Here is a 23,295-nt window from a genome sequence, read left to right on the forward strand (position 1 = left end):
TGCCGGTTTTGTCCGCCCTGGTCAACCAACTATCTTCCGTGCAGGGTTGCCGTACATTTCTTCGCGCCTGCGACGAAGTTTGACGGCGGGGAAATGGAAAGGAGTCGCCTTGCTCAGCAAGCGATTCGGCAGGATGGCGGCCGGTTCGATAGCGGGTGCCATGCTGATGGCGGCCGCGGCCTGTGGCGGCAGCGGCGGCACGGGAAGCGACGCCACGTCCAGCGCGGCGCCGACCTCCGGAGCCAGTGAGGCGCCGAAGGCCGGCGCGCTCAAGGTCGGCCTCGCTTTCGACGTCGGCGGCCGTGGCGACAAGTCCTTCAATGACGCCGCCTACGCGGGCCTGGAGAAGGCCAAGACGGAGCTCAAGGCCGACATCAAGGAGCTGAGCCCCGCGGCCGACGGCTCCAACCGCGGCGAGCTGCTCCGCCAGCTGGCCGACGCGGGCTACAACCCGATCATCGGCGTCGGCTTCGCCTACGGCGACGACATCAAGAAGACGGCCGAGGAATACCCGGAGATCCAGTTCGCGGTCGTCGACTCCGCCTCGAACGCGGCCAACGTCACCGGCCTGCTGTTCGCCGAGGAGCAGGGCTCCTACCTGGCGGGCGTCGCCGCGGCGACCAAGGCCAAGAGCGGCCACGTCGGCTTCGTCGGCGGTGTCGAGAACGACCTGATCAAGAAGTTCCAGGCGGGCTTCGAGGCCGGTGTGAAGTCGGTCAAGAAGGACGCCAAGATCGACGTCAAGTACCTCAGCCCCGACGGTGACTTCAGCGGCTTCAAGGCCCCCGACAAGGGCAAGGTCGCGGCCGAGAAGATGTACCAGGACGGCGCGGAGATCGTCTACCACGCCGCCGGCGACTCCGGCCTGGGCGTGTTCCAGGCGGCGGCCGCGGCCAAGAAGAAGGCCATCGGCGTCGACTCCGACCAGCGCCAGACGGTCAAGGAGGCCAACCTGCAGTCGGTCATCATGACCTCGATGCTCAAGCGCGTGGACGTCGGCGTGTTCGAGTTCGTCAAGGCGTTCCAGGGTGGCGCCAAGGGTGGCAGCAACACCATCTACGACCTCAAGGTCGACGGCGTGGGCCTGGCCACCACCGGTGGCGAGATCGACGACATCAAGGACAAGCTGGACGCCGCCAAGCAGGACATCATCGACGGCAAAATCACGGTTCCGTCCAAGCCGTAATTGAGGTAGGAACGTTGACCGAGGGCCCGGAGTCCAGACCGACCCCGGGCCTTCGGCCTATCCGCTCTTGGAGACACCAGTGAGCGGAGCGATTGAGGAGCGGTGAGCGATCTGTGAACGCCGACACCCTCGCCGCGGTGCAACCCGCCGTCGAGCTGGAGGGCATCACCAAACGCTTCCCCGGCGTCGTCGCCAACCATGACATCCGCATCACCGTCGAACCCGGCACGGTGCACGCGATCGTGGGGGAGAACGGCGCGGGCAAGTCCACCCTGATGAAGATCCTGTACGGCATGCAGAAGCCGGACGAGGGCACGATCAAGGTGAACGGTGTGGAAGTGGCCTTCCGCACGCCGAGCGACGCCATCAACGCGGGCATCGGCATGGTCCACCAGCACTTCATGCTGGCCGACAACTTCACCGTGCTGGAGAACATCGTCCTCGGCGCCGAGCCGAAGAAGGGCGGCCGGCTCGACTCCGCCGGGGCCCGCGCGCGCATCAGCGAGCTGGCCGCCGGTCATGGCCTGCGGGTGGACCCCGACCGGCTGGTGGAAGACCTCGGCGTCGGTGACCGGCAGCGAGTGGAGATCCTCAAGGTCCTCTACCGTGGCGCGCGCATCCTGATCCTCGACGAGCCGACCGCGGTGCTCGTACCCCAGGAGGTCGACGAGCTCTTCGACAACCTGCGCGAGCTCAAGGCCGAGGGGCTGACGGTCATCTTCATCTCCCACAAGCTCGACGAGGTGCTCAGCATCGCCGACGCGATCACCGTGATCCGGCGCGGCACCACGGTCGCCAGCGTCGACCCCGGCGAGGTCACCGCGCGGCAGCTGGCCGAGCTCATGGTCGGTAGCGAGCTGCCCACGCCCGAGACGCGCGAGTCCACGGTGACCGACGAGCCGGCGCTGACGGTGTCCGGCCTGACCATGGAGGCCGACGGCTTCCGCCCGGTGCCCAAGGGCACCTCGATCCCCCTGTACGTGGAGAAACTCCGCGCGGAGGGCCGCCGGCTGCTCCTCGACGACGTGTCGTTCGAGATCCACAAGGGCGAGATCCTGGGCATCGCCGGGGTCGAGGGCAACGGCCAGTCCGAGCTGATCGAGGCCATCATGGGCATGCGGCCCGTGCACGGCGACATCTCGCTCGACGGCGCCGACATCAGCACGTGGTCCACCCTCAAACGCCGCGAGTCGGGCATCGGCTACATCCCCGAGGATCGCCACCGCCAGGGTCTGCTGCTGGAGGCCTCGCTCTGGGAGAACCGGGTGCTCGGCCACCAGACCAGGCCGCCCGCGCGCAAGGGCATCTGGGTCAACCGGCGCTCCTCCAGGGCCGACACAGAACGCATCGTCAAGGACTACGACGTCCGCACACCGAGCGTCGACACGCTGGCGCTGGCCCTGTCGGGCGGCAACCAGCAGAAGCTGATCGTCGGGCGGGAGATGAGCGGCGAGCCGAAGTTCCTCATCGCCGCCCACCCCACCCGCGGCGTCGACGTGGGCGCGCAGGCCGCGATCTGGGACCACCTGCGTAACGCCAGGGCGGCGGGCCTGGCCGTACTCCTGATCTCGGCCGACCTCGACGAGCTCATCGGCCTGTCCGACACGCTGCGGGTGATCTACGGCGGGCGGCTCGTCGCCCGCCTCGACCCGTCCGACGTCACACCCGAGCGGTTGGGCGGCTATATGACCGGCGCCATCACCAGCACTGAGGAGACGTGATGCCCGCCGGGCTCTACCGGGCGCTACTGACCGTCGCCGGCGCCGTCGCCGCCATCATCCTGGCGATCCTGATCTCCAGCGTCGCGATCATCGCGGCGGGGGCCAGCCCCGAGGCCGCGTTCGCCGCCTTCTTCGACTTCGGCGAGACCGAGCGGGCGGTGGTCAACGGCATCACGACCATGCTCAACCGGGCCGTGCCGCTGTACATCGCGGGCCTGGCCGTGGCCGTCGGCTTCCGCATGAACCTCTTCAACATCGGCGTCGAGGGCCAATATCGCATCGCGGCCATCTGCGCCGCGTACGTCGGCTCCACGTTCGTGGCGCCCGCCTGGATCCAGATCCCGGTGATCATCGTGGTGGCGATGGTCGTGGGCGGCTTCTACGCGCTGATCCCCGCCGTGATGAAGGTGACGAGGGGGGTGAACGAGGTCATCTCCACGATCATGCTCAACTACATCGCGATCAACCTGGCCGCCTTCCTCGTCCGCGGTCCCTTCACGGGGGAGCGCGCCAAGGGCGTGCTCACCACCACGACACCCGCGTTGCCCGAGTCGGCCTGGTTCCCCAACCTCAACGTCCTGTTCGAGATGTTCGGGCTGCCGGCGCCCCGTGGTGGCGGTCTGTGGGGCTTCCTCCTGGTGGCCGTCCTGCTGGGCATCGGGCTCTGGGTGCTGCTGGAGCGGACCCGGTTCGGCTTCGAGGTCAAGGCCAGCGGCCTCAACGCCTCGGCGGCGCTGGCCTCCGGCGTCAGCCCGAAGAAGATGGTCATCTCCGCGATGGTGCTCTCCGGCGCGATCGCCGGGCTGATCGGCATGCCGGAGATCCTCGGCGACAAGCACTCCTTCGGCTCCAACTTCACCCCGGGGCTGGGCTTCCTGGGCATCGCCGTGGCGCTGCTCGGCCGGAACCAACCCGGTGGCATCGCGATCGCGGCGCTGCTGTTCGGCTTCCTGGACCACGCGCAGGGCCCGCTGCAGTTCGCCAACGTGCCGCCGTCGGTCATCATGATCATGCAGGGCACGATCGTGCTGCTGGTGGTCATCGCCAACGAGATCACCAGCAGGATCGCGCTGCGGCGCGAGGAACGGCGGGCCGCTCAGCAGCTCGGCAGGAACACTCCCGTTGAGGTGACAGCATGACAAAGGTCAGCCGGTACCACTTGGCGCTCATCGGCGTGGCCGTGCTCATCCTGGTCATGTCGGTGGTCCGCGTCGTCTCCGGGCAGGACGACATCACCTCGTCCGGCACGTTCAACGCCGCCCTGATGCTGTCGGTGCCGATCGGCCTGGCCGGGCTCGGCGGCCTGTGGGCCGAGCGGGCGGGCGTGGTCAACATCGGCCTCGAAGGCATGATGGTGCTCGGCACCTGGTTCGCCGGCTGGGCCGGATACCAGTGGGGCTTCATGGCCGCGCTGGTCGCCGGGCTGATCGCGGGCGCGCTCGGCGGGCTGATCCACGCGGTCGCGACCGTGACGTTCGGCGTCGACCACATCATCAGCGGCGTCGCCATCAACCTGCTCGGCCCCGGCATCACCCGCTTCCTGTCCGAGGTCCTCTACGGCGAGGGCACCCGCGCGGCCGCGGCGGGCGCGGGCATCACCACCTCGCCGGCCATGTCGTCGGAGGCGCCCGAGCCCAGCCTGCCGCTGTTCTCGGCGGGCCCCGACTGGCTCGGCAGCCTGGAGCGCACCCACTGGTTCCTGATCTCCGACGTCGCGGGCATCCTGCGCGGGCTCACCCACGAGGTGAACGTACTGGTCATCCTGGCCGTGCTGCTGCTCCCGCTGACGTTCTTCGTGCTCTGGCGTACGGCGTTCGGCGTGCGGCTGCGCTCGGCGGGCGAGAACCCGTGGGCGGCCGAGTCGCTGGGCGTGAACGTCTATCTGATCAAGTACGTGGCCGTCGTCATCTCCGGCGCGTTCGCCGGGCTCGGCGGCGTGTTCCTGGTCTTCATCTCCACCAAGTACGTCGAGGGCCAGACAGCCGGCCGCGGGTTCATCGGCCTGGCCGCCATGATCTTCGGCAACTGGCGGCCCGGCGGGCTGGCCGCGGGCGCCTCGCTGTTCGGCTACGCCAGCGGCCTGCAACTGCGCAGCTCCGGGGCCGTCACGGCGTTCTTCCTGTTCGGTGCCATCCTGCTGCTCATCTACATCGGCACCAAGGTGCGCGCGCTGCTGTCGTCCGACCAGCCGGCGGAGATGGTCACCAGGGGCGCCAGGGAGTACAACCTGATCGCGGCGGCCGCCGCGGGCACGATCGTGCTGATCTGGCTGTGGCTGACCGTCGACAAGTTGCCGAACGAATTCGTCTTCATCACACCACACGTGCTCACGCTGCTCGTGCTCCTGGTGGCTTCGCAGCGACTGCGGATGCCCAAGGCCGACGGCGTGCGCTATCGCCGGGGGGAACAGCATTGAACGTCGACTGGGACGGCCTGCGCACGGAGGCCATCGAGGCCATGCACAACGCGTACGCGCCCTACTCCAAGTTTCCCGTCGGCGCGGCGGCGCTCGTTGACGACGGCCGCGTCATCACCGGCTGCAACGTCGAGAACGCCTCCTACGGCCTGGGCCTGTGCGCCGAGTGCGGCCTGGTCTCGGCGCTGCACTCCTCGGGCGGCGGCCGGCTGGTGGCCTTCACCTGCGTGGACGGCCACGGGGAGCTGCTGATGCCGTGCGGGCGCTGCCGGCAGCTGCTCTTCGAGTTCGGCGGCGAGGAGCTGCTGGTCGAGACCGTGGACGGGCCGAAGCGGATGGCCGAGATCCTGCCCTACGCCTTCGGCCCGGACGATCTGTCCAGGTCCGCCTGATGTCCATGGACGTCATCGAAGTCATCGTCGCCAAGCGGGACGGTGGCGAGCTGACGGCCGCCCAGATCGACTGGGTGATCGACGCCTACACGCGCGGCGAGGTGGCCGACGAGCAGATGTCCGCGCTGGCCATGGCCATCCTGCTGAACGGCATGAACCGGCGCGAGATCGCCGGCTGGACGCAGGCGATGATCCGCTCGGGCGAGCGGATGGACTGGTCCGCGCTGGACCGGCCCACCGCCGACAAGCACTCCACCGGCGGCGTCGGCGACAAGATCACGCTGCCGCTCGCCCCGCTGGTGGCCGCCTGCGGCGCCTATGTCCCGCAGCTCTCGGGCCGCGGCCTCGGCCACACGGGCGGCACGCTGGACAAACTGGAGTCGATCCCCGGCTGGCGGGCCTCGCTGTCCAACGACGAGATGCTCTCGGTGCTCCGTTCGGCGGGCGCGGTCGTCTGCGCCGCCGGCTCGGGCCTCGCCCCGGCCGACAAGAAGCTGTACGCCCTGCGCGACGTCACGGGCACCGTCGAGTCGATCCCGCTCATCGCGTCGTCGATCATGTCGAAGAAGATCGCCGAGGGCACCGGGTCGCTGGTGCTCGACGTCAAGGTGGGCTCGGGCGCGTTCATGAAGACGCCGGAGCGGGCCCGCGAGCTGGCCGAGACGATGGTCGCGCTGGGCACCGACGCGGGCGTGCGCACGGTCGCCCTGCTCACCGCCATGGACCGCCCCCTGGGCCGCGCCGTGGGCAACGCCCTGGAGGTCGAGGAGTCGGTCGAGGTCCTCGCGGGCGGGGGGCCGCCGGACGTCGTGGAGCTGACCGTACGGCTGGCGCGGGAGATGCTGGAGGCGGCCGGGATCTCCGGTCCTGACCCGGCGCGGGCGCTGGCGGACGGCTCGGCCATGGACGCCTGGCGCCGGATGATCACCGCCCAGGGCGGCGACCCGGACGCGATCCTGCCCAGGGCGGCGGAGACCATGGTGGTCGAGGCGCCTGCCTCGGGGGTCCTATCACGCCTGGACGCCTATGCCGTCGGGCTGGCGGCCTGGCGGTTGGGGGCGGGGCGGGCTCGTAAGGAGGATCCGGTGTCGTTCGGGGCGGGCATCGTGCTGCATGCCAAGCCGGGCGACCTCGTACGTGAGGGGCAGCCTCTGATGACGCTGCACGCGGACGAGACGGGTCGCTTCGAGCGGGCCTTGGCGGCACTGCAGGGCGGCTACGAGGTCGGGACGGGGAGCGCCGAGGTGCTGCCTCTGGTGCTGGACCGGATCACGGCCTAGTACACGGGCGCCGGCGGCTTCGGGCGTCGGTGCTTTGTGCCGCAGCTTCAGCGTACGAGGACGGGCGCGTCGGCGAAGATGTCGGCGAGGACGGCGCGCTGCGTCGGCAGGGCCTCCTTGTGGCGCGCTCTCCCCGCCTCGGTGATGCAGACGAAGACGCCACGGCGGTCCTGGTCGCATACCCCGCGCGAGACCAGCTGAGCCTTCTCCAGCCGCGCCACGACCCTGGACAGCGCGCTCTGGCTCAGGTGAACCTCGTCACAGAGCTCCTGGATCCGCAGCTTCTTGTCGTGATGGACGATCCGGTCCAGCACCTCGAACTCGCTCGGCCCCAGGCCGTGCTTGTCACCCAGCTCGCGTTCCAGCGAGCACATCGCCTTGGCGTGCTTCGCCAGGACGTAGTGCCAGGTCCCGACCACGAACTCCTCGTCCATGTCGCGGAGGTTACCACTTCGCTAAAACTGATGCAACGGAATTAAATGCGTTTGCATTAGATGCGGATGCATGTAGTGTACTGACCCATGTCCTCTCACTCATCCCGTTGGGGCGCGCTCGCCGTGCTCTGTGCAGTGATCTTCCTTGACGCCCTTGACGTGTCGATGGTCGGCGTGGCGCTGCCCGCCATCCAGCACGACCTGGGCCTTTCTACCTCTTCTCTGCAGTGGGTTGTCAGCGGCTACGTGCTCGGTTATGGCGGTCTTCTGTTGCTGGGCGGCAGGACCGCCGACTTGCTCGGGCGACGCAGGGTGTTCCTGGTCGCGCTGGGTGTCTTCGCCGTCGCGTCGTTGCTCGGTGGTCTGGTGGACGACGGCGCTCTGCTGATCGCGGCCAGGTTCATCAAGGGAGTGGGCGCCGCCTTCACCGCGCCGGCCGCCCTTTCGATCATCACCACCACGTTTCCCGAGGGGCCTGAGCGCAACAAGGCGCTCAGCATCTTCACCGCGTGTGGCGCCAGTGGTTACTCACTCGGGCTGGTGCTGTCCGGCCTGCTGACGGAGATCGGCTGGCGGTGGACGCTGCTGATGCCGGTGCCGGTCGCGATCATCGCGCTGATCGCCGCGCTCAGGGTGCTGCCGCGCGGCGAAGAGGAGCGGGCCGAAGGCGGCCACGACCTGATCGGCGCCGTGCTGATCACCGCCTCGATGCTGCTGCTCGTCTTCACCGTCGTCCAGGCGCCCGAGGCCGGCTGGACCTCGCTGCGCACGATCGGCTCGCTGGTCGCCGTCGCCGCGCTGCTCGGCCTGTTCGTCCTCGCCGAACTGCGGATGAGGCACCCGCTGGTCCGGCTGGGCATCCTGCGCTCCGGCTCGCTCGTCCGGGCGAACCTGGGGCTGCTCATCCTGATGGGCTCCTACGTGGCCTTCCAGTTCGTGGCCATGCAGTACTTCCAGAACCTGCTCGGCTGGTCGGCCCTCGGCACCGCGCTGGCGTTCCTGCCCGCCGGGGTGCTCGTCGCGATCACCTCGACCAAGATGGGCGACTTCGCCGACAGGTTCGGCACTACCAAGCTGACCATCATCGGCGCGGCGGCGCTGGCCGGTGGCTACGCGATGTTCCTGGGCATCGACGAGCACCCCAGCCTGGGCGGTCTGGTCATTCCCGGCATGCTGCTGCTGGGAATCGCGTTCGCGCTGTCCTTCGCGCCGCTGAACATCCAGGCCACGAACGGCGTGCACGACGACGAGCAGGGGCTGGCCTCCGGGCTGCTCAACACCTCCGGCCAGGTGGGCGGCGCGATCGTGCTCGCCGTGGTCTCGGCGGTGCTCACCTCCAACGGCACCACTCTGTCGATCGAGTCGCTCCGCTCGGCGATCGTGGTGTCGCTGGTGCTGGCGCTGGTCGGGGTGGCGATCTCGGCCACCGGGCTGCGCGTGCGCAAGCCGGTGGCGGCCCCGCAGGAAGAGGCGAAGGTGTACGAGACGGTCTGACTTAGGCGTCCGATTCGTTGAGAAGGCCCCGCGTACCGCGCGGGGCCTTCTCGCTCTTTGTGCTCCCCACGCGTCGGCTATGGGTGGCCCATGTTCGTGCCACTCGCGCGCCGCGCCGCTTGTGATCCTCTGAACTGGGGAATCAATCTGCTATGCGCCCGCCACCCGCGCTCGGGCATCCGTCGCGACGCCGCCCGGCCCACGCCGCCGCTCTGGCCTGTCTCCTCGTACTGACCGCGTGCGGTACGGCCTCGCCAGGCGGCACTGGGAGCGGCGCGACCACGAGCGCGTCAGCCGAGCCCACCGCCCCACCGAGGGTCGCTACCCCATCGACGTCACGCGGTCGGACGTCCACGTCCACGTCCACCTCCTCGTCCTCCATCTCTGTCGACACGGGCACGCGGAAGGCGGCGCCGACGAGCACGGTCGAGGTGGATGTACAGCACAACATCGGCGACCCGGCGGTCGTGCAGAACGTCCGCTACGCCGCCCACGACACCTACGACCGCGTGGTGATCGACATCAAGGGCTCCATGCCCGGCTACAACGTCAAATGGGTAGACAAACTGCTGCAGGACGGCTCGGGCGAGGAGTTCGACCTGCCCGGTGGCGCGTACCTCCAGCTGATCCTCGCGCCCGCCGACGCCCACGACGCCAAGGGCAGGCCCACCTGGAAGGGCGGGCCCATCTTCCCGGCCAACCTCGGCAACGTGACGCATGTGGTCAAGACCGGCGACTTCGAGGGCCGCGTCGGTGTCGGCCTCGTGCTCAACCATCAGGCGGCGTTCGAGCTGAAGGAGCAGTCCGATCCCGACCGGCTGGTCATCGACGTGGCACACTGACCTGGTGGTTAGAAAGATCGAAGCGGCTACCCGCATCCCGGTGCCCGGCGGCAAGCTCATCGACGAGCACGTAGGCCGCGTCAACAGCGGCGACGAGGCGATCTCCATCGCCCACATGGTCGCCCCGCCCGGCTGGGACGAGCCCGCACAAACGCCCTCGTTCACCGAATACACCGTCGTCCTGCGCGGCACGCTCCTGGTGGAACATGCCGACGGCACGACCGAGGTCACGGCGGGCCAGTCCATCGTCACGGACCCGGGCGAGAAGATCCGCTACAGCACCGGCCCGGACGGCGCCGAGTACATCGCCGTCTGCCTGCCCGCCTTCTCCCCGGACGGGGCCAACCGCGCCGAGGATTGACGGTTTCCGTATTCCCAGGCACTGGAAGTCGTCCTCCACGCCATATCTGACCGCCTCCCAGAGGAGCGCGTGGCAAGCGTTGATCAAGAGGGATGTAAGCCGATGCCTCTATTAATGGGCTGAAAGAACGCAATACGGGAGGCACCGGCCGCCGGGGCGCCCAAGTGATCTGGAGGCTCCGCCATGACACGTCCGACCGCCGCTCGCGCGTACGTGCTCGGCTTAGCCATCGCCGCTGTGCTGCTCGCCGGATGTAGACCCCAGGCGGAAACGGCCAGAAGCGGCGGAACCAAGACGGCGAGCGGCTGCTCGCTCACCGTGGAAGAGCTCTCCAAAGCCACGGGGCTGAGCTGGGAGCTGAAGGAGAAGAGGGACGACCACCCGCTGGAGACCCTCGAATCGGTCAAGGCGAGCGTGTGTCTCTACACGGCGGCGGACGCTCCGCAGGCGGGGTCGGATCCGCTGGTGCTGAGGACCGACACCGTCGGCGGGAAGGACGTCGCCGCCGTTCGCCAGGAATTCACCGAGTCGTGCACCGGGTACGACGGCAAGGTGCGCGAATCGTCGGCCGCTGACGGCGCGATCGTGTGCGACCGTGACGGCGCCGTGGCGGAGGGACTGGTGGAGAGCGTTGACCGGCTGGTGAGCGTCTATTTCGTGAACGCCGACAAGACCACCGCCATCAAGCTCACCAAGAAGTTCGACGCGATCCTCAAAGCCGTGGGGTGAGCGGCGACACGGGCCGATGTCGGCCCAGTTGGAGCCGGGAGTTCGTCGGCGGAAGACGCATATCATGGGCGGATGAGGCCCACGCTTGACGAGATCCAACGGGCGCCCAAGGTGCTGCTGCATGACCACCTCGACGGCGGCCTGCGGGCCGAGACCATCGTCGGGCTGGCTCGCGACTCCGGCTACGGCGAACTGCCCACGACCGACGCCGACAACCTTCGCGAGTGGTTCGAGGAGGCGGCCGATTCAGGCTCGCTCGAACGCTACCTGGAGACCTTCCAGCACACCGTCGGCGTCATGCAGACGCGCGAGGCACTGACCCGCGTCGCCGCCGAGTGCGCGGAGGATCTGGCGGCCGACGGGGTCGTCTACGCCGAGGTGCGCTTCGCGCCCGAGCAGCACACCACCACGGGGCTCAGCCTCGATCAGGTGGTCGAGGCGGTGCTGGACGGGTTCCGGCAGGGCTCCGAGGGGCGCGGGATCAAGGTCGGCACGCTGCTGACCGCGATGCGGCATCAGGCGCGGTCGATGGAGATCGCCGAGCTGGCCGTACGTTATCGGGACGGCGGGGTGGTGGGGTTCGACATCGCCGGGGCCGAGGCCGGCTACCCGCCCACCAGGCACCTCGACGCGTTCGAATACCTGCAGCGGGAGAACGCGCACTTCACCATCCACGCGGGCGAGGGCTTCGGGCTGCCGTCGATCTGGCAGGCCATCCAGTGGTGCGGCGCCGATCGGCTCGGCCACGGGGTGCGGATCATCGACGACATCTCGGTGTCGGAGGACGGCTCGGCCAAGCTGGGCCGACTGGCCGCCTACGTCCGCGACAAGCGCATCCCCCTGGAGATGTGCCCCACCTCCAACCTGCAGACCGGAGCCGCCGACTCCATCGCCGACCACCCGATCGGGCTGCTGCGCCGCCTGCATTTCAGGGTGACGGTCAACACCGACAACCGGCTGATGAGCCGCACCAACGTGTCGCTGGAGTTCGACAAGCTGGTGGAGGCGTTCGGCTACGGCTGGGATGATCTGCAGTGGTTCACGGTCAATGCGATGAAGTCGGCGTTCATCCCGTTCGATGAGCGGCTGGCCCTGATCAACGGTGTGATCAAGCCCGGATTCGCGCGGATGAAGTGGCAGCCGTGAAAGAGACCTACCGGTCCAAGACCGCCTTCGTGCTCGGCTGGGTGTGGCTGGCGTTCGTCGCCTTCAACATCTGGGATCTGACCGCCCGCTACAACGGCAAGCCCTCGCTGGTGGCGGGCGCCGTGCTGGGAGCGCTCACCGCCGTGGTCTACCTGGTCGCGCTCCGCCCCGCGACCGTGGTGACCGAGGAGGGGCTGGTGGGGCGCAACCCGCTCCGCTCGACGTTCGTGCCGTGGGCGTCGGTGAACGACGTGGTGGTCTCCCACACCATCAACGTCCGCTACGGCGCCGAGCAGGTGTTGCGGCTGTGGACGCCGATGAGCACGGCGCGCGAGCGGGCCAGGGCGCAGCGCCGGGCCACGCCGAGGCAGGAACGCGGTCGCTTCAAGACCGAGCCCACGCTGAGCAAGGCGGAGCAGGCGGCCGCGGAGGCGTTCGCCGGGAAGACGCACGCCGACTGGGTGGGGCAGCAGATCACCGAACGGGCGGAGTCGGCCAGGCGCCGCGATGCGGAGGCCCCGCCCGCGCGCGCCAGCTGGGCGATCGACTCGTTCGCGGTGCTGGCCGCGGCGATCGCGCTCGTGGTGATGGCGGTCGTGATCGGCTAACGGTGGTGATCGGCTGTCCCGCCGAGCCATGGTCGTGATGGGCTGACTGGCCGAGGTTGTTGACCCTGACACCGTGTCAGGCCCTACACCTGGAGGGGTCATGTTCAGTATCGGAGACTTCGCCAGGCTCGGGCTCGTGTCCGTGCGCATGCTGCGCCACTACGACGCGATCGGGCTGCTGCGCCCCGCGCACGTGGACCCGGCCACCGGCTATCGCTCATACCAGGCGGCGCAGCTGTCCAGGCTCAACCGCATCGTCGCGATCAAGGACCTCGGCTTCACGCTGGAGCAGGTCAGGGCGATCCTCGACGACAAGGTCAGCACGGAAGAGCTGCACGGCATGGTACGCCTGCGCCGCGCCCAGCTGGAGGCGCGGATCAGCGCCGACCTGGCCAGGCTGCGCGGCGTCGAGGCGAGGCTCCGGACCATCGAGACGGAGGGGCACATGCAGACGGACGAGGTCGTGCTCAAGGAGGTCGCCGCGACCAGGGTCGCCGAACTCAGCGCGCGGGCCGCCAGCTACGAGGGCGAGGACATCGGGCCGGTCATCAAGCCGCTGTTCGTCGAGCTCTGCGGGCGGCTGGAGTCGGCGCGGGTGACCATAGCGGGGCCCGGCATCGCGTACTACATCCCCGAAGACGACGGCGCCGTGATGGTGCACGTCGCGTTCCCCTTCACGGCGGAAGAGAAGGACGAGTACGACGTCCAGTTCGTCACTCTGCCGCGCATCGAGACGGCGGCGACGATCATCCATCATGGCCCGATGGAGGAGGTGGGCCCGACGTTCCAGGCGCTGGCGCACTGGATCGAGGCGAACGGCTACCGGTCCAGCGGCCTGGCCAGGGAGATCTCCCTGCACTGCCCGGACGACCTGGCCGAATGGGTGACGGAGCTCCAGATCGAGGTGACCCCGGTCTAGTGGAGGAGCTGGAGCGGCACCGTGCCGAGCTGACCGGTTACTGCTACCGGATGCTGGGCTCCGGGTTCGAGGCCGAGGACGCGGTGCAGGAGACGCTGGTCAAGGCATGGCGCGGCCTCGACCGCTACGACCCTGACCGGGCGCCGCTCCGCTCGTGGCTGTTCCACATCGCCACCAACGTCTGCCTCGACATGCTGCGGGGCGCTCAGCGGCGGGCGCGGGCCATGGACCTCGGCCCCGCCGGGTCACCGGGCCCCGACCTCGGCCCGCCGCTGCCCGGCCAGGCCTGGATCACGCCGATTCCCGACCGCCGGGTGCTCCCCTCCGATCCGGCCGAGCTCGCCGTCGAGAGGGAGACGGTACGCCTGGCGTTCGTGGCCGCGCTGCAGCACCTCCCACCACGGCAGCGGGCGGTGCTGATCCTGCGCGACGTGCTGCGCTGGAGCGCGGCCGAGGTGGCGGAGCTGCTGGAGGGCAGCGTCGCCTCGGTCAACAGCGCTCTGCAGCGGGCCAGGGCGACGCTTTCCGAGGTGCCCGCCCGCGATGGTCTTTCCGAGGTGCCCGCCCGCGATGGTCTTTCCGGGGTGCCCGGCCACGGTGGCGAGGTGGACCGGCGGTTGCTGGAGCGGTATGTGGACGCGTTCGAGTGGTATGACGTGTCGGGGCTGGTCGCGCTGTTGCACGAGGACGCGACGATGTCGATGCCGCCGTTCGCGTGGTGGCTGCGGGGCAGAGAGGATATCCGCAAGGCCATGCTCGCGGCGGACGCGCCCTGCGGCGGCTCCCGCCTGGTCCCGGCGGGCACGGCCAACGGCTCCCCGGCGTTCGGGCAGTACCTGGGGGGCGAGCCGTTCGCGCTGCTGGTCGTCGAGGTCTCGGGAGACCGGGTCAGCGGGACGACCACGTATCTGGACCCGCGGTTGTTCCCGCTCTTCGGCCTGCCGATGAGTTTCGCGGGCCCGCCTCGTATAGGTGAGTGAAGGAGGGCAAACAATGCCGAACATCATTGACCATCCCGACCGCCCCTACGTGGGGGTCCGCGGGACCATCAGCATGACCACCTTCGGCCTGGTGGCCGACCGCATCGGTGAGCTGATCGGCTGGCTGGCCGAGCGAGGGGTGGCACCCGCAGGGGCGCCGTTCCTCAGGTACCTCGCCATCGACATGCCGGCCGACCGGCTGGAAGTCGAGGCGGGCGTGCCGGTCGCGGCCCCGGTGACCGTCGAAAGGGACATCTTCGCCGCCCACCTGCCGGCCGGGCGCTACGCGACGGTACGCCACCACGGCCACCCCGACCAGCTCAGGGGGGTCATCGAGAACCTCCTGACCTGGGGCACCGAGCAGGGCCTCAAGTGGGACATGACGCGCGACGGCGACACCGAGCTGTGGGGCTGCCGCCTGGAGCTCTACCAGACGGATCCCCGCGTCGAGCCCGACCTCAACAACTGGGACACCGACCTGGAGTTCCGCCTGGCCTGACCCTTCGGCGCCCGCCCCCCTGCGGCGCCCGAGGGGGCGGGCGCCGGATAGGGCGGTGCCTGGAGGGGGCGGTGCCTAGAGGCCGAGTGCGGTGCCGACGTCCGCTTTCAGGGCGTCGAGCTCCCGTACGGCCAGCGCTCGGGCATCCGCCACCGGACCGGTCACCGGAACGACCACCTCCAGGTAGCACTTGAGCTTGGGCTCGGTCCCCGAAGGCCGGACCACCACCCGGGCGTCTCCGGACAGCGCGTACCGCAGCCCGTCGGTCGGCGGTAGCCCGCCGTCACCCAGGCTCAGGTCGTCAGCCCGTTCGACCGCCCGGCCGCCCAGCGCGGCCGGGGGGTCGGCGCGCAGCCGGGCCATCGCGCCGGCGATGAGCGACAGGTCCTCGACCCGGACGGACAGCTGCGCGGTGGCGTGCAGCCCGTAGCGCCGGGCCTGGTCGTCGAGCAGGTCGAGCAGCGTCCGGCCGGCACGCTTGGCCGCCGCGGCCATGCCGGCCACGGTCAGGGCGGCGCCGATGCCGTCCTTGTCGTGTACGGGCAGCCCGGCGTCGGAGCCGACGCTGTAGCCGATCGCCTCCTCGTAGCCGAAGACCAGCCCGGGACCCGCCTTGATGATCCACTTGAAGCCGGTCAGCGTCTCCCCGTAGCGGACGCTATGAGCGGCGGCGATCTTGCTCACCAGCGTCGAGGAGACGATCGTGGTGGCCACCAGGCGATCGCCGGACGTGTGCGTGATCACGTGCTCGGCCAGCAGGCCGCCCACCTCGTCGCCGGTCAGCATGCGCCAGGAGCCGTCGCCCAGCGGCACGGCCACGGCGCATCGGTCGGCGTCGGGGTCGTTCGCCAGGACGAGATCGGCGTTGATCTTCTTGGCCAGCGCCACAGCCAGGTCGATCGCGCCGGGTTCCTCCGGGTTGGGGAACGCCACCGTCGGGAAGGCGGGGTCGGGGTTGCGCTGCTCCTCGACCGCCATCGGGGTCTCGAACCCGGCGGCCAGGAACGCCCCGGTCAGCGTGCCCGACCCGACGCCGTGCAGCGGCGTGTAGGCGATCCGCAGCTCGCGGGCGTCGCCGAGCGGCAGCGCGGTCACCGCGTCGATGTAGTCGTCGATGATGCTCTCGCCCAGCTCGGTCAGCGTGCCGGGCGCGTCGATCGGCAACTGGTCGACGCGGCCCACCGCCTCGATGGCGGCGGAGATCTCGGCGTCGATCGGCGGCACGATCTGGGAGCCGTCGCCCCAGTAGACCTTGTAGCCGTTGTCGCGGGGCGGGTTGTGGCTGGCGGTGACCATCACACCGGCGTCGGCGCCGAGGTGGCGTACGGCGAAGGCGAGGATGGGAGTCGGCAGCGGGCAGGGCAGCAGTGAGGCGTGCAGTCCGGCGCCGGTCAGCACGGCCGCGGTGTCGCGGGCGAACACGTCGGACTTGTGGCGGGCGTCGTAGCCGATGACGACGTGCCTGCCGGGGCCGAGCACCTGGGCCAGACCGGCCGCGGCCCGCATGACGGTCACCCGGTTCATCCGGTTGGGGCCCGCGCCCAGCTCACCGCGCAGACCGGCCGTACCGAACTCGAGCCCGGCACCGAAGCGGTCGCGCAGCGCCTCGATATCGCCGGAGTCGAGCAGGGCGGACAGCTCGGCCCGGGTCTCAGGATCAGGATCCTGCGCCAGCCAGAGACGCGCCGCCGGGACCAGGTCGGCGGCTGCGCGAGCGTCGGCGGACACGGGGGCGTCTGCGGTCGGTTCGGCGGTCGCGGAGGCGTCGCCGGCAGGCTCGCCGGCCGCGGGGGACGAGGGTGCCGGGTCGTCGGTCACAGACGGTCCACGATCTTGGCCAGCAGGGTGCCCATGCGGGCGGCCGTCGCGCGGCCGACCTGGAGGACCTCCTCGTGGTTGAGCGGCTCGTCCGCCAGCCCCGCCCCCGGGTTGGTGACCAGGGAGACGCCCAGCACCTCGAGACCGGCCTCGCGGGCCGCGATGGCCTCCAGGACGGTGGACATGCCGATCATGTCGCCGCCCAGCGTGCGCAGCATGCGGATCTCGGCGGGCGTCTCGTAGGTGGGGCCGCGGAAGGCCACATAGACGCCCTCGGCGATGGTCGGGTCCACCTCCTGCACGAGCGCGCGCAGCCGCCGCGAGTAGACCTCGGTGAGGTCGATGAACGTGGTGCCGGTGATCGGGTTGGCCCCGGTCATGTTGATGTGGTCGCTGATCAGCACCGGGTCGCCGACCTGCTGCGTCTCGGGGCGCAGCCCGCCGGCCGCGTTGGTCAGCACGATCGTGCCGACCCCCGCGGCGGCCGCGGTGCGTACGCCGTGAACGACGGAGTCGACGCCCCGCCCCTCGTAGAGGTGGCTCCGACCGAGGAAGACGAGCGCGTGCCGCCCACCGGGGGTGCGCAGGACGCGGATCTTGCCGCCGTGCCCGGCCACGGCCGGAGCGGAGAAGCCGGGCAGGTCGGTGAAGGGGATCTCCGTGACCGTCTCGCCGATCGCGTCCGCGGCCGGCACCCAGCCGGACCCCATGACGAGGGCGACGTCGAAGGTGTCGAGGCCGCAGGCGCTCTTCAGCGCCTCGGCGGCGGCTCTGGCCAGGGAGTAGGGGTCGTTGCTCACGTCAGTAGTTTAGGAGGAGCCTGTCGAGCACCCGTACCCCGAACTGGAGCGCGTCCACCGGCACCCGCTCGTCCACGCCGTGGAACATCGACGCGAAGTCCATGTCCCCGGGCAGTCGCAGCGGCACGAACCCGAACCCGCGTACGCCCAGGTCGGCGAAGAAGGTCTTGTTGTCGGTGCCGCCGGACATGCAGTACGGCACGGCCCGCGCCGTGGGGTCCTCGGCCTTCAGCGCCGCGATCATCGACTCGACCAGGGCGCCGTCGAACGTGGTCTCCAGCGCGATGTCGTGGTGCACGAACTCGCGGCGGACGTTCGACCCGATCAGCGAGTCGATCGTCTTGAAGAACTCGTCCTCGTGGCCGGGCAGGAAGCGGCCGTCGATCACGGCGGTGGCCTGGCCGGGGATGACGTTCGACTTGTAGCCGGCGTTGAGCTGGGTCGGGTTGGCGGTGTGGCTCAGCGTCGCGCCGACGAAGCGGACCAGCGGCCCGATCTTGTCCAGGATGGGCGCCGGGTCGTCCTCGTCGAAGGGCAGGCCGAACGCGTCCGCGACCTCGGTGAGGAACTGGCGGACCGTCGGGGTGAGGGTGATCGGCCACTCGTGGGCGCCGACCCTGGCCACGGCCTTGGCCACCTCGGTGACCGCGTTGTCGGTGTTGAGCATCGAGCCGTGCCCGGCGGTGCCGTCGGCGATGAGCTTCATCCAGCCGAGACCCTTCTGCGCGGTCTCGATCAGGTAGAGCCGCAGGGACGGGTCCACCTCCAGGGAGTAGCCGCCGACCTCGCTGATCGCCTCGGTGACGCCCTCGAACAGCTCCGGGTGGTGCGCGGTGAGGTGCTTGGCGCCGTAGTTGCCGCCCGCCTCCTCGTCGGCGACCCAGGCGAAGACGAGGTCGCGGCGCGGCTTGCGGCCCTCGCGGGTGAGCTGGCGGAGTACGGCCAGCATCATCGCGTCCATGTCCTTCATGTCGACCGCGCCCCGGCCCCAGATGTAGCCGTCGCGTACCTCGCCGCCGAACGGGTCGACGGACCAGTCGGCCGCGTTGGCGGGCACCACGTCCAGGTGGCCGTGGACCAGGAGCGCGGGCAGCGACGGGTCGGTGCCTTCGACGCGGGTGATGACGTTGCCCCGGCCCGGCTCGCTCTCGATGTAGGTGGCCTCGATGCCGACCTCGTCCAGCCTGGCCATGACGGCCTCGGCGGCGGCCCGCTCGCCGGGGCCGGTGCCGTCCCCGTAGTTGCTGCTGTCGACGCGGATGAGTTCGGCGCAGAGTTCGGCGACTTCGTTCTCGGCGGGCGTCATGGTGTCCTCTCCAGGGTGAGCAGGCCGGACTTGTGGAGGTGACCGCGTTTGTAGGCGCGGGTGATGAGGGTGACGTCCATGTCGGTGACCTCGTCGAGCGGGCCGACGACACCCGTCAGGAAACGGTAGAGATCGGCCTCATGGGCCACCGCGACCTGGACGATCAGGGAATGGGTGCCCGAGGTGGCCGCGCAGTAACGCACGCTGGGGTGCGCGGCGAGCCGCTGGCCGACCAGGTCGAGCCCGTGCGGCCGTACCTTGAGCCAGAGCTTGCCCTCCACCTCCAGGCCGAGCAGCGCGGGCTCGACCTCGGCCCGCAGCAGCAGGAGCCGCCGTTCGAGCAGCGAGGACACCCGCCTGCGGGCGGTCGGCACCGAGATGTCGAGCCGCTCGGCGATCGCCGTGAACGCGATCCTGCCGTCACCGGCCAGCAGTTCGGCGATCTCCTGCTCCAGAGGCGAAAGACCGTCCTCGTCGGGAAGGACTTCGAGGACCGGGGGCGGACGCAGCTGGGCTGCCTCCTGCTCGCTGAGGTAGGGCGCGTGCCACTCGGCGACCGTCCTGAAGGTGTGCAGGACGACCTGCGTCTGCGTCTGCAGCACCCCGTCGATCTCACTGATCTCCGCGGTGAGGATGTCGTGCAGCTCCTCCCGTGACCGGGCGACCAGCTCGCAGGCGAGGTCGGCCGCCCCGGTCAGCGAGTAGACCGAGCGCGTGTCGGGCCGGTCGGCCAGCGCCTTGGCGACCTGCGCCGCCGTACCCGGACGGACCTGGACATGCAGGTGCACGGGCCGGCCGTGGCCCGAACGCAGGTCGTCATAGATCGCGGTGACGCGCACCATGCCGTCGGCGATCAGCCGCTGTAACCGGCGCGCGACCGTGCGTTCGTGCTCGCCGACGGCCCTGCCGATCTCGCCCCACGACGCGCGGGGGCCGATCTGGAGAGCGGCGACCAGGCGCCGGTCGAGAACATCCACGGGGAGCCGTCTCTATGTCGGGTTTGTAAATATGTTGCCAGGCATTTGACTGTTTCGGTCGCCCGAATGCACAGTAGGCCATCATCGCAGTTGTCAGCAAAGGAGCCCCCCGTGGCGACCTCCCCCGTGGCGCCATCGCCACTCGGCATCCCCAAAAGCCGTGTCCGACAGCTCATGGCGGCCAGCATCGGCAACGTCGTCGAGTGGTTCGACTGGTACACCTACAGCTTCCTGACCGTCTACTTCGCCGAGCAGATCTTCCCCAAGTCCGGCACGAACAGTCTGGTCCCGGTGCTGAGCGCCTTCGCGGTGTTCGCGGTCGGCTTCTTCATGCGCCCGCTGGGCGGCCTGCTGGTGGGCGCGTTCGCCGACCGGTTCGGCCGCAAGTCTGCGATGACCTTCACGATCATCCTGATGGGTGGCGGCTCGCTGCTGCTGGCGATCACGCCGACGTACGAGGCGGCGGGTGTGCTCGCGCCGATCATCCTGACGCTGGCGCGGCTGATCCAGGGCCTCTCGGTCGGCGGTGAGTTCGCCGCGGCGACCACGTTCCTGGTCGAGTCGGCCCCTCCCGGGCGTCGCGGGCTGTTCTCGAGCTTCCAGTACGTCAGCACCACCATCGGCCAGCTCTTCGCCTCCGGCCTGGCCGCCCTGCTGGCCGCCAACCTCGCCGAAGCCGACATGAGCTCGTACGGCTGGCGCATCCCGTTCGTGGTGGGCGCGGTGATCAGCCTCGTGGGCCTGTGGATCCGCAAGGGCGCCGAGGAGACCAGCGCGGTCGTCAGCGAGATCCAGGAGGGCAAGACCGAGCGTCCGGGCCTGTTCGAGTTCCTGGTCCGCTACCCGACCAAGGCCGCCTTGATCGTCGGCATCACCGTGGCGGGCACGGTCGCCTACTACACCTGGACGACCTTCCTGCCGACCTACGCCCAGCAGAACGTGGGCTTCGACAAGGGTCAGTCGCTCACGGTCAGCACGATCGCGCTGGTCTTCTTCATGGTCCTGCAGCCGCTGCTCGGCATGCTGTCGGACCGGGTCGGGCGCCGGCCCATGCTGATCACCTTCGGCCTGGCGTTCACGATCCTGCCGGTGCCGCTGCTCGGCATGCTGACGAACTCCTTCTCCAGCCTGCTGTTCATCCAGTGCCTCGGCATGATCTTCCTCGGCTGCTTCACCTCGGTCTCGGCCGCGGTCAACTCCGAGTTGTTCCCGACCCGGGTGCGGGCGGCGGGGGCGGGCTTCCCGTACTCGCTGACCGTCGCCATCTTCGGCGGCACCGCGCCACTCATCGGCACGGCGCTGAAGGACGCGGGCAACGCGGGACTCTTCCCGTGGTACATGTCGGCGCTCGCCCTGGTCTCCACACTGGTGTACGTCTTCGCGTTGAAGGAGACCAAGGACCAGCCGCTCAGCTAGTCGCCGATCGATTTGCAGGGGCGTCCCCGCAGCTCCTTGACGTAGTCGTCGGGGGCGCCCGCCCGCTCGGCGGCGTCGGCCAGGATGCCCAGGTAGCGGGCGGAGGGCAGGCCGCCCTCATAGCCGTCGAGCACGTAGAACCAGGCCACCTGCTCGCCGTCGAGCGTCTGCACCCGCAGCCGCACCTTGTGGTAGAGGCCGCGGACCGCGCCCTCCCACTGGTCGAGGGAGTTGGCGTCCAACTCGGGCACGTCGTAGAGGACCACGAAGACGTGCTCGTCGGGGTCTTCGACGATGGTGGAGAGCGCGCCCTCCCAGCCGAAGTATTCGCCGCCGAACGTCAGGCGCCAACCCTGCAGCCAGCCCACGCCCCGGATCGGGGAATGAGGGGCACGCATGGCCATCTGCTCGGGGTCCATGTTGCTGCCGTAGGCCGCGTATACAGGCACAGCTGATAAGAGTAGCGCGCGACCGGCCGCCCCGTTCGTCGTCAGCGCGCGCCATGCGGGACAATAGGCACGTGACGAGGATCGTGATCATCGGTGGCGGACCAGGCGGCTACGAGGCGGCTCTGGTGGCGGCGCAGCTAGGCGCGCAGGTCACCATGGTCGAACAGGACGGGCCTGGCGGCGCCTGCGTGCTGACCGACTGCGTGCCGTCCAAGACGCTCATCGCCACCTCCGTGCGTAAACAGGCCCTCCTCGACGCGCCCTCGCTGGGCGTCGGATTCACCGGCGGGCTCGATGGCGACGTCGGCGTGGCGAGCGTCGATCTGCCGCTGGTCAACAAGCGGGTCAAGGAGCTGGCGCAGGCCCAGTCGGCCGACATCGAGACCCGGGTCGCCGCAGAGGGCGTCGAGATCATCAAGGCCCGCGGGCGGCTGGTCGACCCGCAACTGGTCAAGGCGGGCGACCGCGCGATCAAGGCCGATGTGGTCATCGTGGCGACCGGCGCGACGCCGCGCATCCTGCCGGGGGCCGAGCCCGACGGCGAGCGCGTCCTTACCTGGCGTCAGCTCTATGACCTCGACGCGCTTCCCGAGCACCTGATCGTGGTGGGCTCCGGGGTGACGGGCGCCGAGTTCGCGGGCGCCTACCGCTCGCTGGGCGCCGAGGTCACGCTGGTCTCCAGCCGCGACCGGATGATGCCCAATGAGGACGCCGACGGCGCCGAGGTGCTCGAAGAGGTCTACCGGCGTCGCGGCATGAACGTCATGGGCCGCTCCCGCGCCGCCTCCGTCAAGCGGACCGCCGACGGCGTCGTGGTCACGCTCGAAGACGGCCGCACGGCCGAGGGCTCCCACGCGCTGATGACGGTCGGCATGGTGCCCAACACGAGCGGCATCGGCCTGGAGGAGGCCGGGGTCCAGCTCGACAGGAACGGCTTCATCAAGGTCGACAAGGTCTCGCGCACCTCCGCGCCGGGCGTCTACGCGGCGGGTGACTGCACCGGCGTGCTCATGCTCGCCTCGGTCGCCGCCATGCAGGGCCGCATCGGGGTCTGGCACGCGCTGGGCGAGGCCGTCCAGCCGCTCCGGTTGGCCACGGTGGCCTCCAACATCTTCACCGATCCGGAGATCGCCGCGGTCGGCGTGGCACAGCGCTCGATCGAGGCCGGCGAGATCGAGGCCAACGTGGTCAAGCTGCCGCTGGCCACCAACGCTCGCGCCAAGATGCAGGGGTTCAACGACGGCTTCGTCAAGCTGTTCTGCCGTCCGCACACCGGCATCGTGCTGGGCGGGGTCGTGGTGGCGCCGCGCGCCTCGGAGCTGATCCTGGCGCTCTCGGTGGCGGTGCAACAGCGGCTCACGGTGGATCAGCTGGCCCACACTTTCGCGGTATATCCGTCTTTGTCAGGATCCATCACCGAGGCAGCCCGGCGGTTGATGCAGCCTGAGGCGCAGATCGGGATCTGACCCGGCTTCCACGAAACCGGGCGCGCCCCGAAAGGGATCGCGCCCGGTGAGACAAC

At 69.7% G+C, this 23,295-nt stretch carries 23 protein-coding genes; 17 read left to right on the plus strand and 6 right to left on the minus strand.

Translation table 11 applies throughout. The annotated features are described in order from the left end of the window. The first annotated feature begins 109 nt into the window (after positions 1–109). From AB0B64_RS23770 to AB0B64_RS23795, 6 genes are all read left to right on the plus strand, one after another. On the plus strand, positions 110–1,186 hold the full coding sequence (locus AB0B64_RS23770; protein ID WP_358179651.1) for a BMP family ABC transporter substrate-binding protein: 1,077 nt from the start codon (positions 110–112) through the stop codon (positions 1,184–1,186). Between the two features lie 113 nt (positions 1,187–1,299). Further along, on the plus strand, positions 1,300–2,907 hold the full coding sequence (locus AB0B64_RS23775) for an ABC transporter ATP-binding protein (protein WP_357948636.1): 1,608 nt from the start codon (positions 1,300–1,302) through the stop codon (positions 2,905–2,907). Further along, positions 2,907–4,046: an ABC transporter permease gene (locus tag AB0B64_RS23780; protein ID WP_357948638.1), complete on the plus strand. Its 1,140-nt coding sequence runs from the start codon at positions 2,907–2,909 to the stop codon at positions 4,044–4,046. Before AB0B64_RS23775 ends, AB0B64_RS23780 begins: the two co-directional genes overlap by 1 nt. Next, on the plus strand, positions 4,043–5,323 hold the full coding sequence (locus AB0B64_RS23785) for an ABC transporter permease (protein WP_357948640.1): 1,281 nt from the start codon (positions 4,043–4,045) through the stop codon (positions 5,321–5,323). The genes AB0B64_RS23780 and AB0B64_RS23785 overlap by 4 nt, the downstream gene beginning before the upstream one ends. Continuing rightward, positions 5,320–5,715 (plus strand): cytidine deaminase, encoded by a 396-nt coding sequence (locus tag AB0B64_RS23790; protein WP_357650981.1) that lies wholly within the window; start codon positions 5,320–5,322, stop codon positions 5,713–5,715. The genes AB0B64_RS23785 and AB0B64_RS23790 overlap by 4 nt, the downstream gene beginning before the upstream one ends. A gap of 5 nt (positions 5,716–5,720) precedes the next feature. Continuing rightward, complete coding sequence (locus AB0B64_RS23795; RefSeq protein WP_358179653.1) at positions 5,721–6,995, plus strand: thymidine phosphorylase; 1,275 nt, start codon at positions 5,721–5,723, stop codon at positions 6,993–6,995. Positions 6,996–7,042: 47 nt separating this feature from the next. Here AB0B64_RS23795 and AB0B64_RS23800 read toward each other — a convergent pair whose 3' ends face one another. Next, positions 7,043–7,429 (minus strand): MarR family transcriptional regulator, encoded by a 387-nt coding sequence (locus tag AB0B64_RS23800; RefSeq protein ID WP_357650985.1) that lies wholly within the window; start codon positions 7,427–7,429, stop codon positions 7,043–7,045. Positions 7,430–7,516: 87 nt separating this feature from the next. Here AB0B64_RS23800 and AB0B64_RS23805 point away from each other — a divergent pair, with 87 nt between their 5' ends. The 9 genes from AB0B64_RS23805 (at position 7,517) to AB0B64_RS23845 (ending at position 15,007) form a co-directional block, all read left to right on the plus strand. Beyond that, positions 7,517–8,923 carry an MFS transporter gene (locus tag AB0B64_RS23805; RefSeq protein ID WP_358179654.1) on the plus strand — a complete coding sequence of 469 codons (1,407 nt, stop codon included), beginning with the start codon at positions 7,517–7,519 and terminating at the stop codon, positions 8,921–8,923. A 431-nt stretch (positions 8,924–9,354) separates the two neighbouring features. Then, positions 9,355–9,765: a hypothetical protein gene (locus tag AB0B64_RS23810; protein ID WP_357948652.1), complete on the plus strand. Its 411-nt coding sequence runs from the start codon at positions 9,355–9,357 to the stop codon at positions 9,763–9,765. Between the two features lie 4 nt (positions 9,766–9,769). Beyond that, the gene (locus AB0B64_RS23815) at positions 9,770–10,126 is read left to right on the plus strand and encodes a cupin domain-containing protein (protein WP_357948654.1); all 357 of its coding nucleotides are present in this window, start codon (positions 9,770–9,772) and stop codon (positions 10,124–10,126) included. Between the two features lie 183 nt (positions 10,127–10,309). Further along, the gene (locus AB0B64_RS23820) at positions 10,310–10,855 is read left to right on the plus strand and encodes a hypothetical protein (RefSeq protein ID WP_358179656.1); all 546 of its coding nucleotides are present in this window, start codon (positions 10,310–10,312) and stop codon (positions 10,853–10,855) included. A gap of 72 nt (positions 10,856–10,927) precedes the next feature. Further along, positions 10,928–12,001: an adenosine deaminase gene (locus tag AB0B64_RS23825; protein WP_357948660.1), complete on the plus strand. Its 1,074-nt coding sequence runs from the start codon at positions 10,928–10,930 to the stop codon at positions 11,999–12,001. Then, positions 11,998–12,609 (plus strand): PH domain-containing protein, encoded by a 612-nt coding sequence (locus AB0B64_RS23830; RefSeq protein ID WP_358179657.1) that lies wholly within the window; start codon positions 11,998–12,000, stop codon positions 12,607–12,609. The genes AB0B64_RS23825 and AB0B64_RS23830 overlap by 4 nt, the downstream gene beginning before the upstream one ends. 100 nt (positions 12,610–12,709) lie before the next feature. Next, the gene (locus tag AB0B64_RS23835) at positions 12,710–13,528 is read left to right on the plus strand and encodes a MerR family transcriptional regulator (protein ID WP_357948664.1); all 819 of its coding nucleotides are present in this window, start codon (positions 12,710–12,712) and stop codon (positions 13,526–13,528) included. Next, complete coding sequence (locus tag AB0B64_RS23840; protein WP_358179658.1) at positions 13,528–14,508, plus strand: sigma-70 family RNA polymerase sigma factor; 981 nt, start codon at positions 13,528–13,530, stop codon at positions 14,506–14,508. Before AB0B64_RS23835 ends, AB0B64_RS23840 begins: the two co-directional genes overlap by 1 nt. 13 nt (positions 14,509–14,521) lie before the next feature. Beyond that, on the plus strand, positions 14,522–15,007 hold the full coding sequence (locus tag AB0B64_RS23845) for a GyrI-like domain-containing protein (RefSeq protein ID WP_358179660.1): 486 nt from the start codon (positions 14,522–14,524) through the stop codon (positions 15,005–15,007). 75 nt (positions 15,008–15,082) lie between these two features. Here AB0B64_RS23845 and AB0B64_RS23850 read toward each other — a convergent pair whose 3' ends face one another. The 4 genes from AB0B64_RS23850 to AB0B64_RS23865 all read right to left on the minus strand — a co-directional run bounded on the left by AB0B64_RS23850 (position 15,083) and on the right by AB0B64_RS23865 (position 19,908). Then, on the minus strand, positions 15,083–16,735 hold the full coding sequence (locus tag AB0B64_RS23850) for a phospho-sugar mutase (protein ID WP_358180065.1): 1,653 nt from the start codon (positions 16,733–16,735) through the stop codon (positions 15,083–15,085). An 86-nt stretch (positions 16,736–16,821) separates the two neighbouring features. Further along, on the minus strand, positions 16,822–17,625 hold the full coding sequence (locus AB0B64_RS23855) for a purine-nucleoside phosphorylase (RefSeq protein WP_357948672.1): 804 nt from the start codon (positions 17,623–17,625) through the stop codon (positions 16,822–16,824). 1 nt (position 17,626) lies between these two features. Further along, complete coding sequence (locus tag AB0B64_RS23860; RefSeq protein WP_357948674.1) at positions 17,627–18,931, minus strand: M20/M25/M40 family metallo-hydrolase; 1,305 nt, start codon at positions 18,929–18,931, stop codon at positions 17,627–17,629. After that, complete coding sequence (locus AB0B64_RS23865) at positions 18,928–19,908, minus strand: Lrp/AsnC family transcriptional regulator (protein WP_357948677.1); 981 nt, start codon at positions 19,906–19,908, stop codon at positions 18,928–18,930. The genes AB0B64_RS23860 and AB0B64_RS23865 overlap by 4 nt, the downstream gene beginning before the upstream one ends. A gap of 111 nt (positions 19,909–20,019) precedes the next feature. On the opposite strand from AB0B64_RS23865, the gene AB0B64_RS23870 reads away from it, so the two are divergent. Next, a complete protein-coding gene (locus tag AB0B64_RS23870; protein ID WP_357948680.1) occupies positions 20,020–21,324 on the plus strand; it encodes an MFS transporter in 1,305 nt (434 codons plus the stop codon). Here the strand turns inward: AB0B64_RS23870 and AB0B64_RS23875 are convergent. Beyond that, entirely contained in the window at positions 21,321–21,773 is a 453-nt protein-coding gene (locus AB0B64_RS23875; protein ID WP_225293571.1) for a gamma-glutamylcyclotransferase, read from the minus strand. The genes AB0B64_RS23870 and AB0B64_RS23875 overlap by 4 nt on opposite strands. Positions 21,774–21,844: 71 nt before the next feature. Here AB0B64_RS23875 and AB0B64_RS23880 point away from each other — a divergent pair, with 71 nt between their 5' ends. Beyond that, a complete protein-coding gene (locus AB0B64_RS23880) occupies positions 21,845–23,239 on the plus strand; it encodes an NAD(P)H-quinone dehydrogenase (protein ID WP_358179661.1) in 1,395 nt (464 codons plus the stop codon). Positions 23,240–23,295: the final 56 nt, after the last annotated feature.

It is taken from the genome of Nonomuraea sp. NPDC049129 (genome assembly GCF_040648495.1).
In the GTDB taxonomy this organism is placed as follows: Bacteria; Actinomycetota; Actinomycetes; order Streptosporangiales; family Streptosporangiaceae; genus Nonomuraea.

What these genes read in the sequence shown, in the direction of transcription:
- AB0B64_RS23835 (WP_357948664.1), top strand. Translation starts at nt 12,710, where the DNA reads ATGTTCAGTATCGGAGACTTCGCCAGGCTCGGGCTCGTGTCCGTGCGC.
- AB0B64_RS23800 (WP_357650985.1), bottom strand. Translation starts at nt 7,429, where the DNA reads ATGGACGAGGAGTTCGTGGTCGGGACCTGGCACTACGTCCTGGCGAAG.
- AB0B64_RS23845 (WP_358179660.1), top strand. Translation starts at nt 14,522, where the DNA reads ATGCCGAACATCATTGACCATCCCGACCGCCCCTACGTGGGGGTCCGC.
- AB0B64_RS23820 (WP_358179656.1), top strand. Translation starts at nt 10,310, where the DNA reads ATGACACGTCCGACCGCCGCTCGCGCGTACGTGCTCGGCTTAGCCATC.
- AB0B64_RS23780 (WP_357948638.1), top strand. Translation starts at nt 2,907, where the DNA reads ATGCCCGCCGGGCTCTACCGGGCGCTACTGACCGTCGCCGGCGCCGTC.
- AB0B64_RS23860 (WP_357948674.1), bottom strand. Translation starts at nt 18,931, where the DNA reads ATGACGCCCGCCGAGAACGAAGTCGCCGAACTCTGCGCCGAACTCATC.
- AB0B64_RS23805 (WP_358179654.1), top strand. Translation starts at nt 7,517, where the DNA reads ATGTCCTCTCACTCATCCCGTTGGGGCGCGCTCGCCGTGCTCTGTGCA.
- AB0B64_RS23785 (WP_357948640.1), top strand. Translation starts at nt 4,043, where the DNA reads ATGACAAAGGTCAGCCGGTACCACTTGGCGCTCATCGGCGTGGCCGTG.
- AB0B64_RS23795 (WP_358179653.1), top strand. Translation starts at nt 5,721, where the DNA reads ATGGACGTCATCGAAGTCATCGTCGCCAAGCGGGACGGTGGCGAGCTG.
- AB0B64_RS23825 (WP_357948660.1), top strand. Translation starts at nt 10,928, where the DNA reads ATGAGGCCCACGCTTGACGAGATCCAACGGGCGCCCAAGGTGCTGCTG.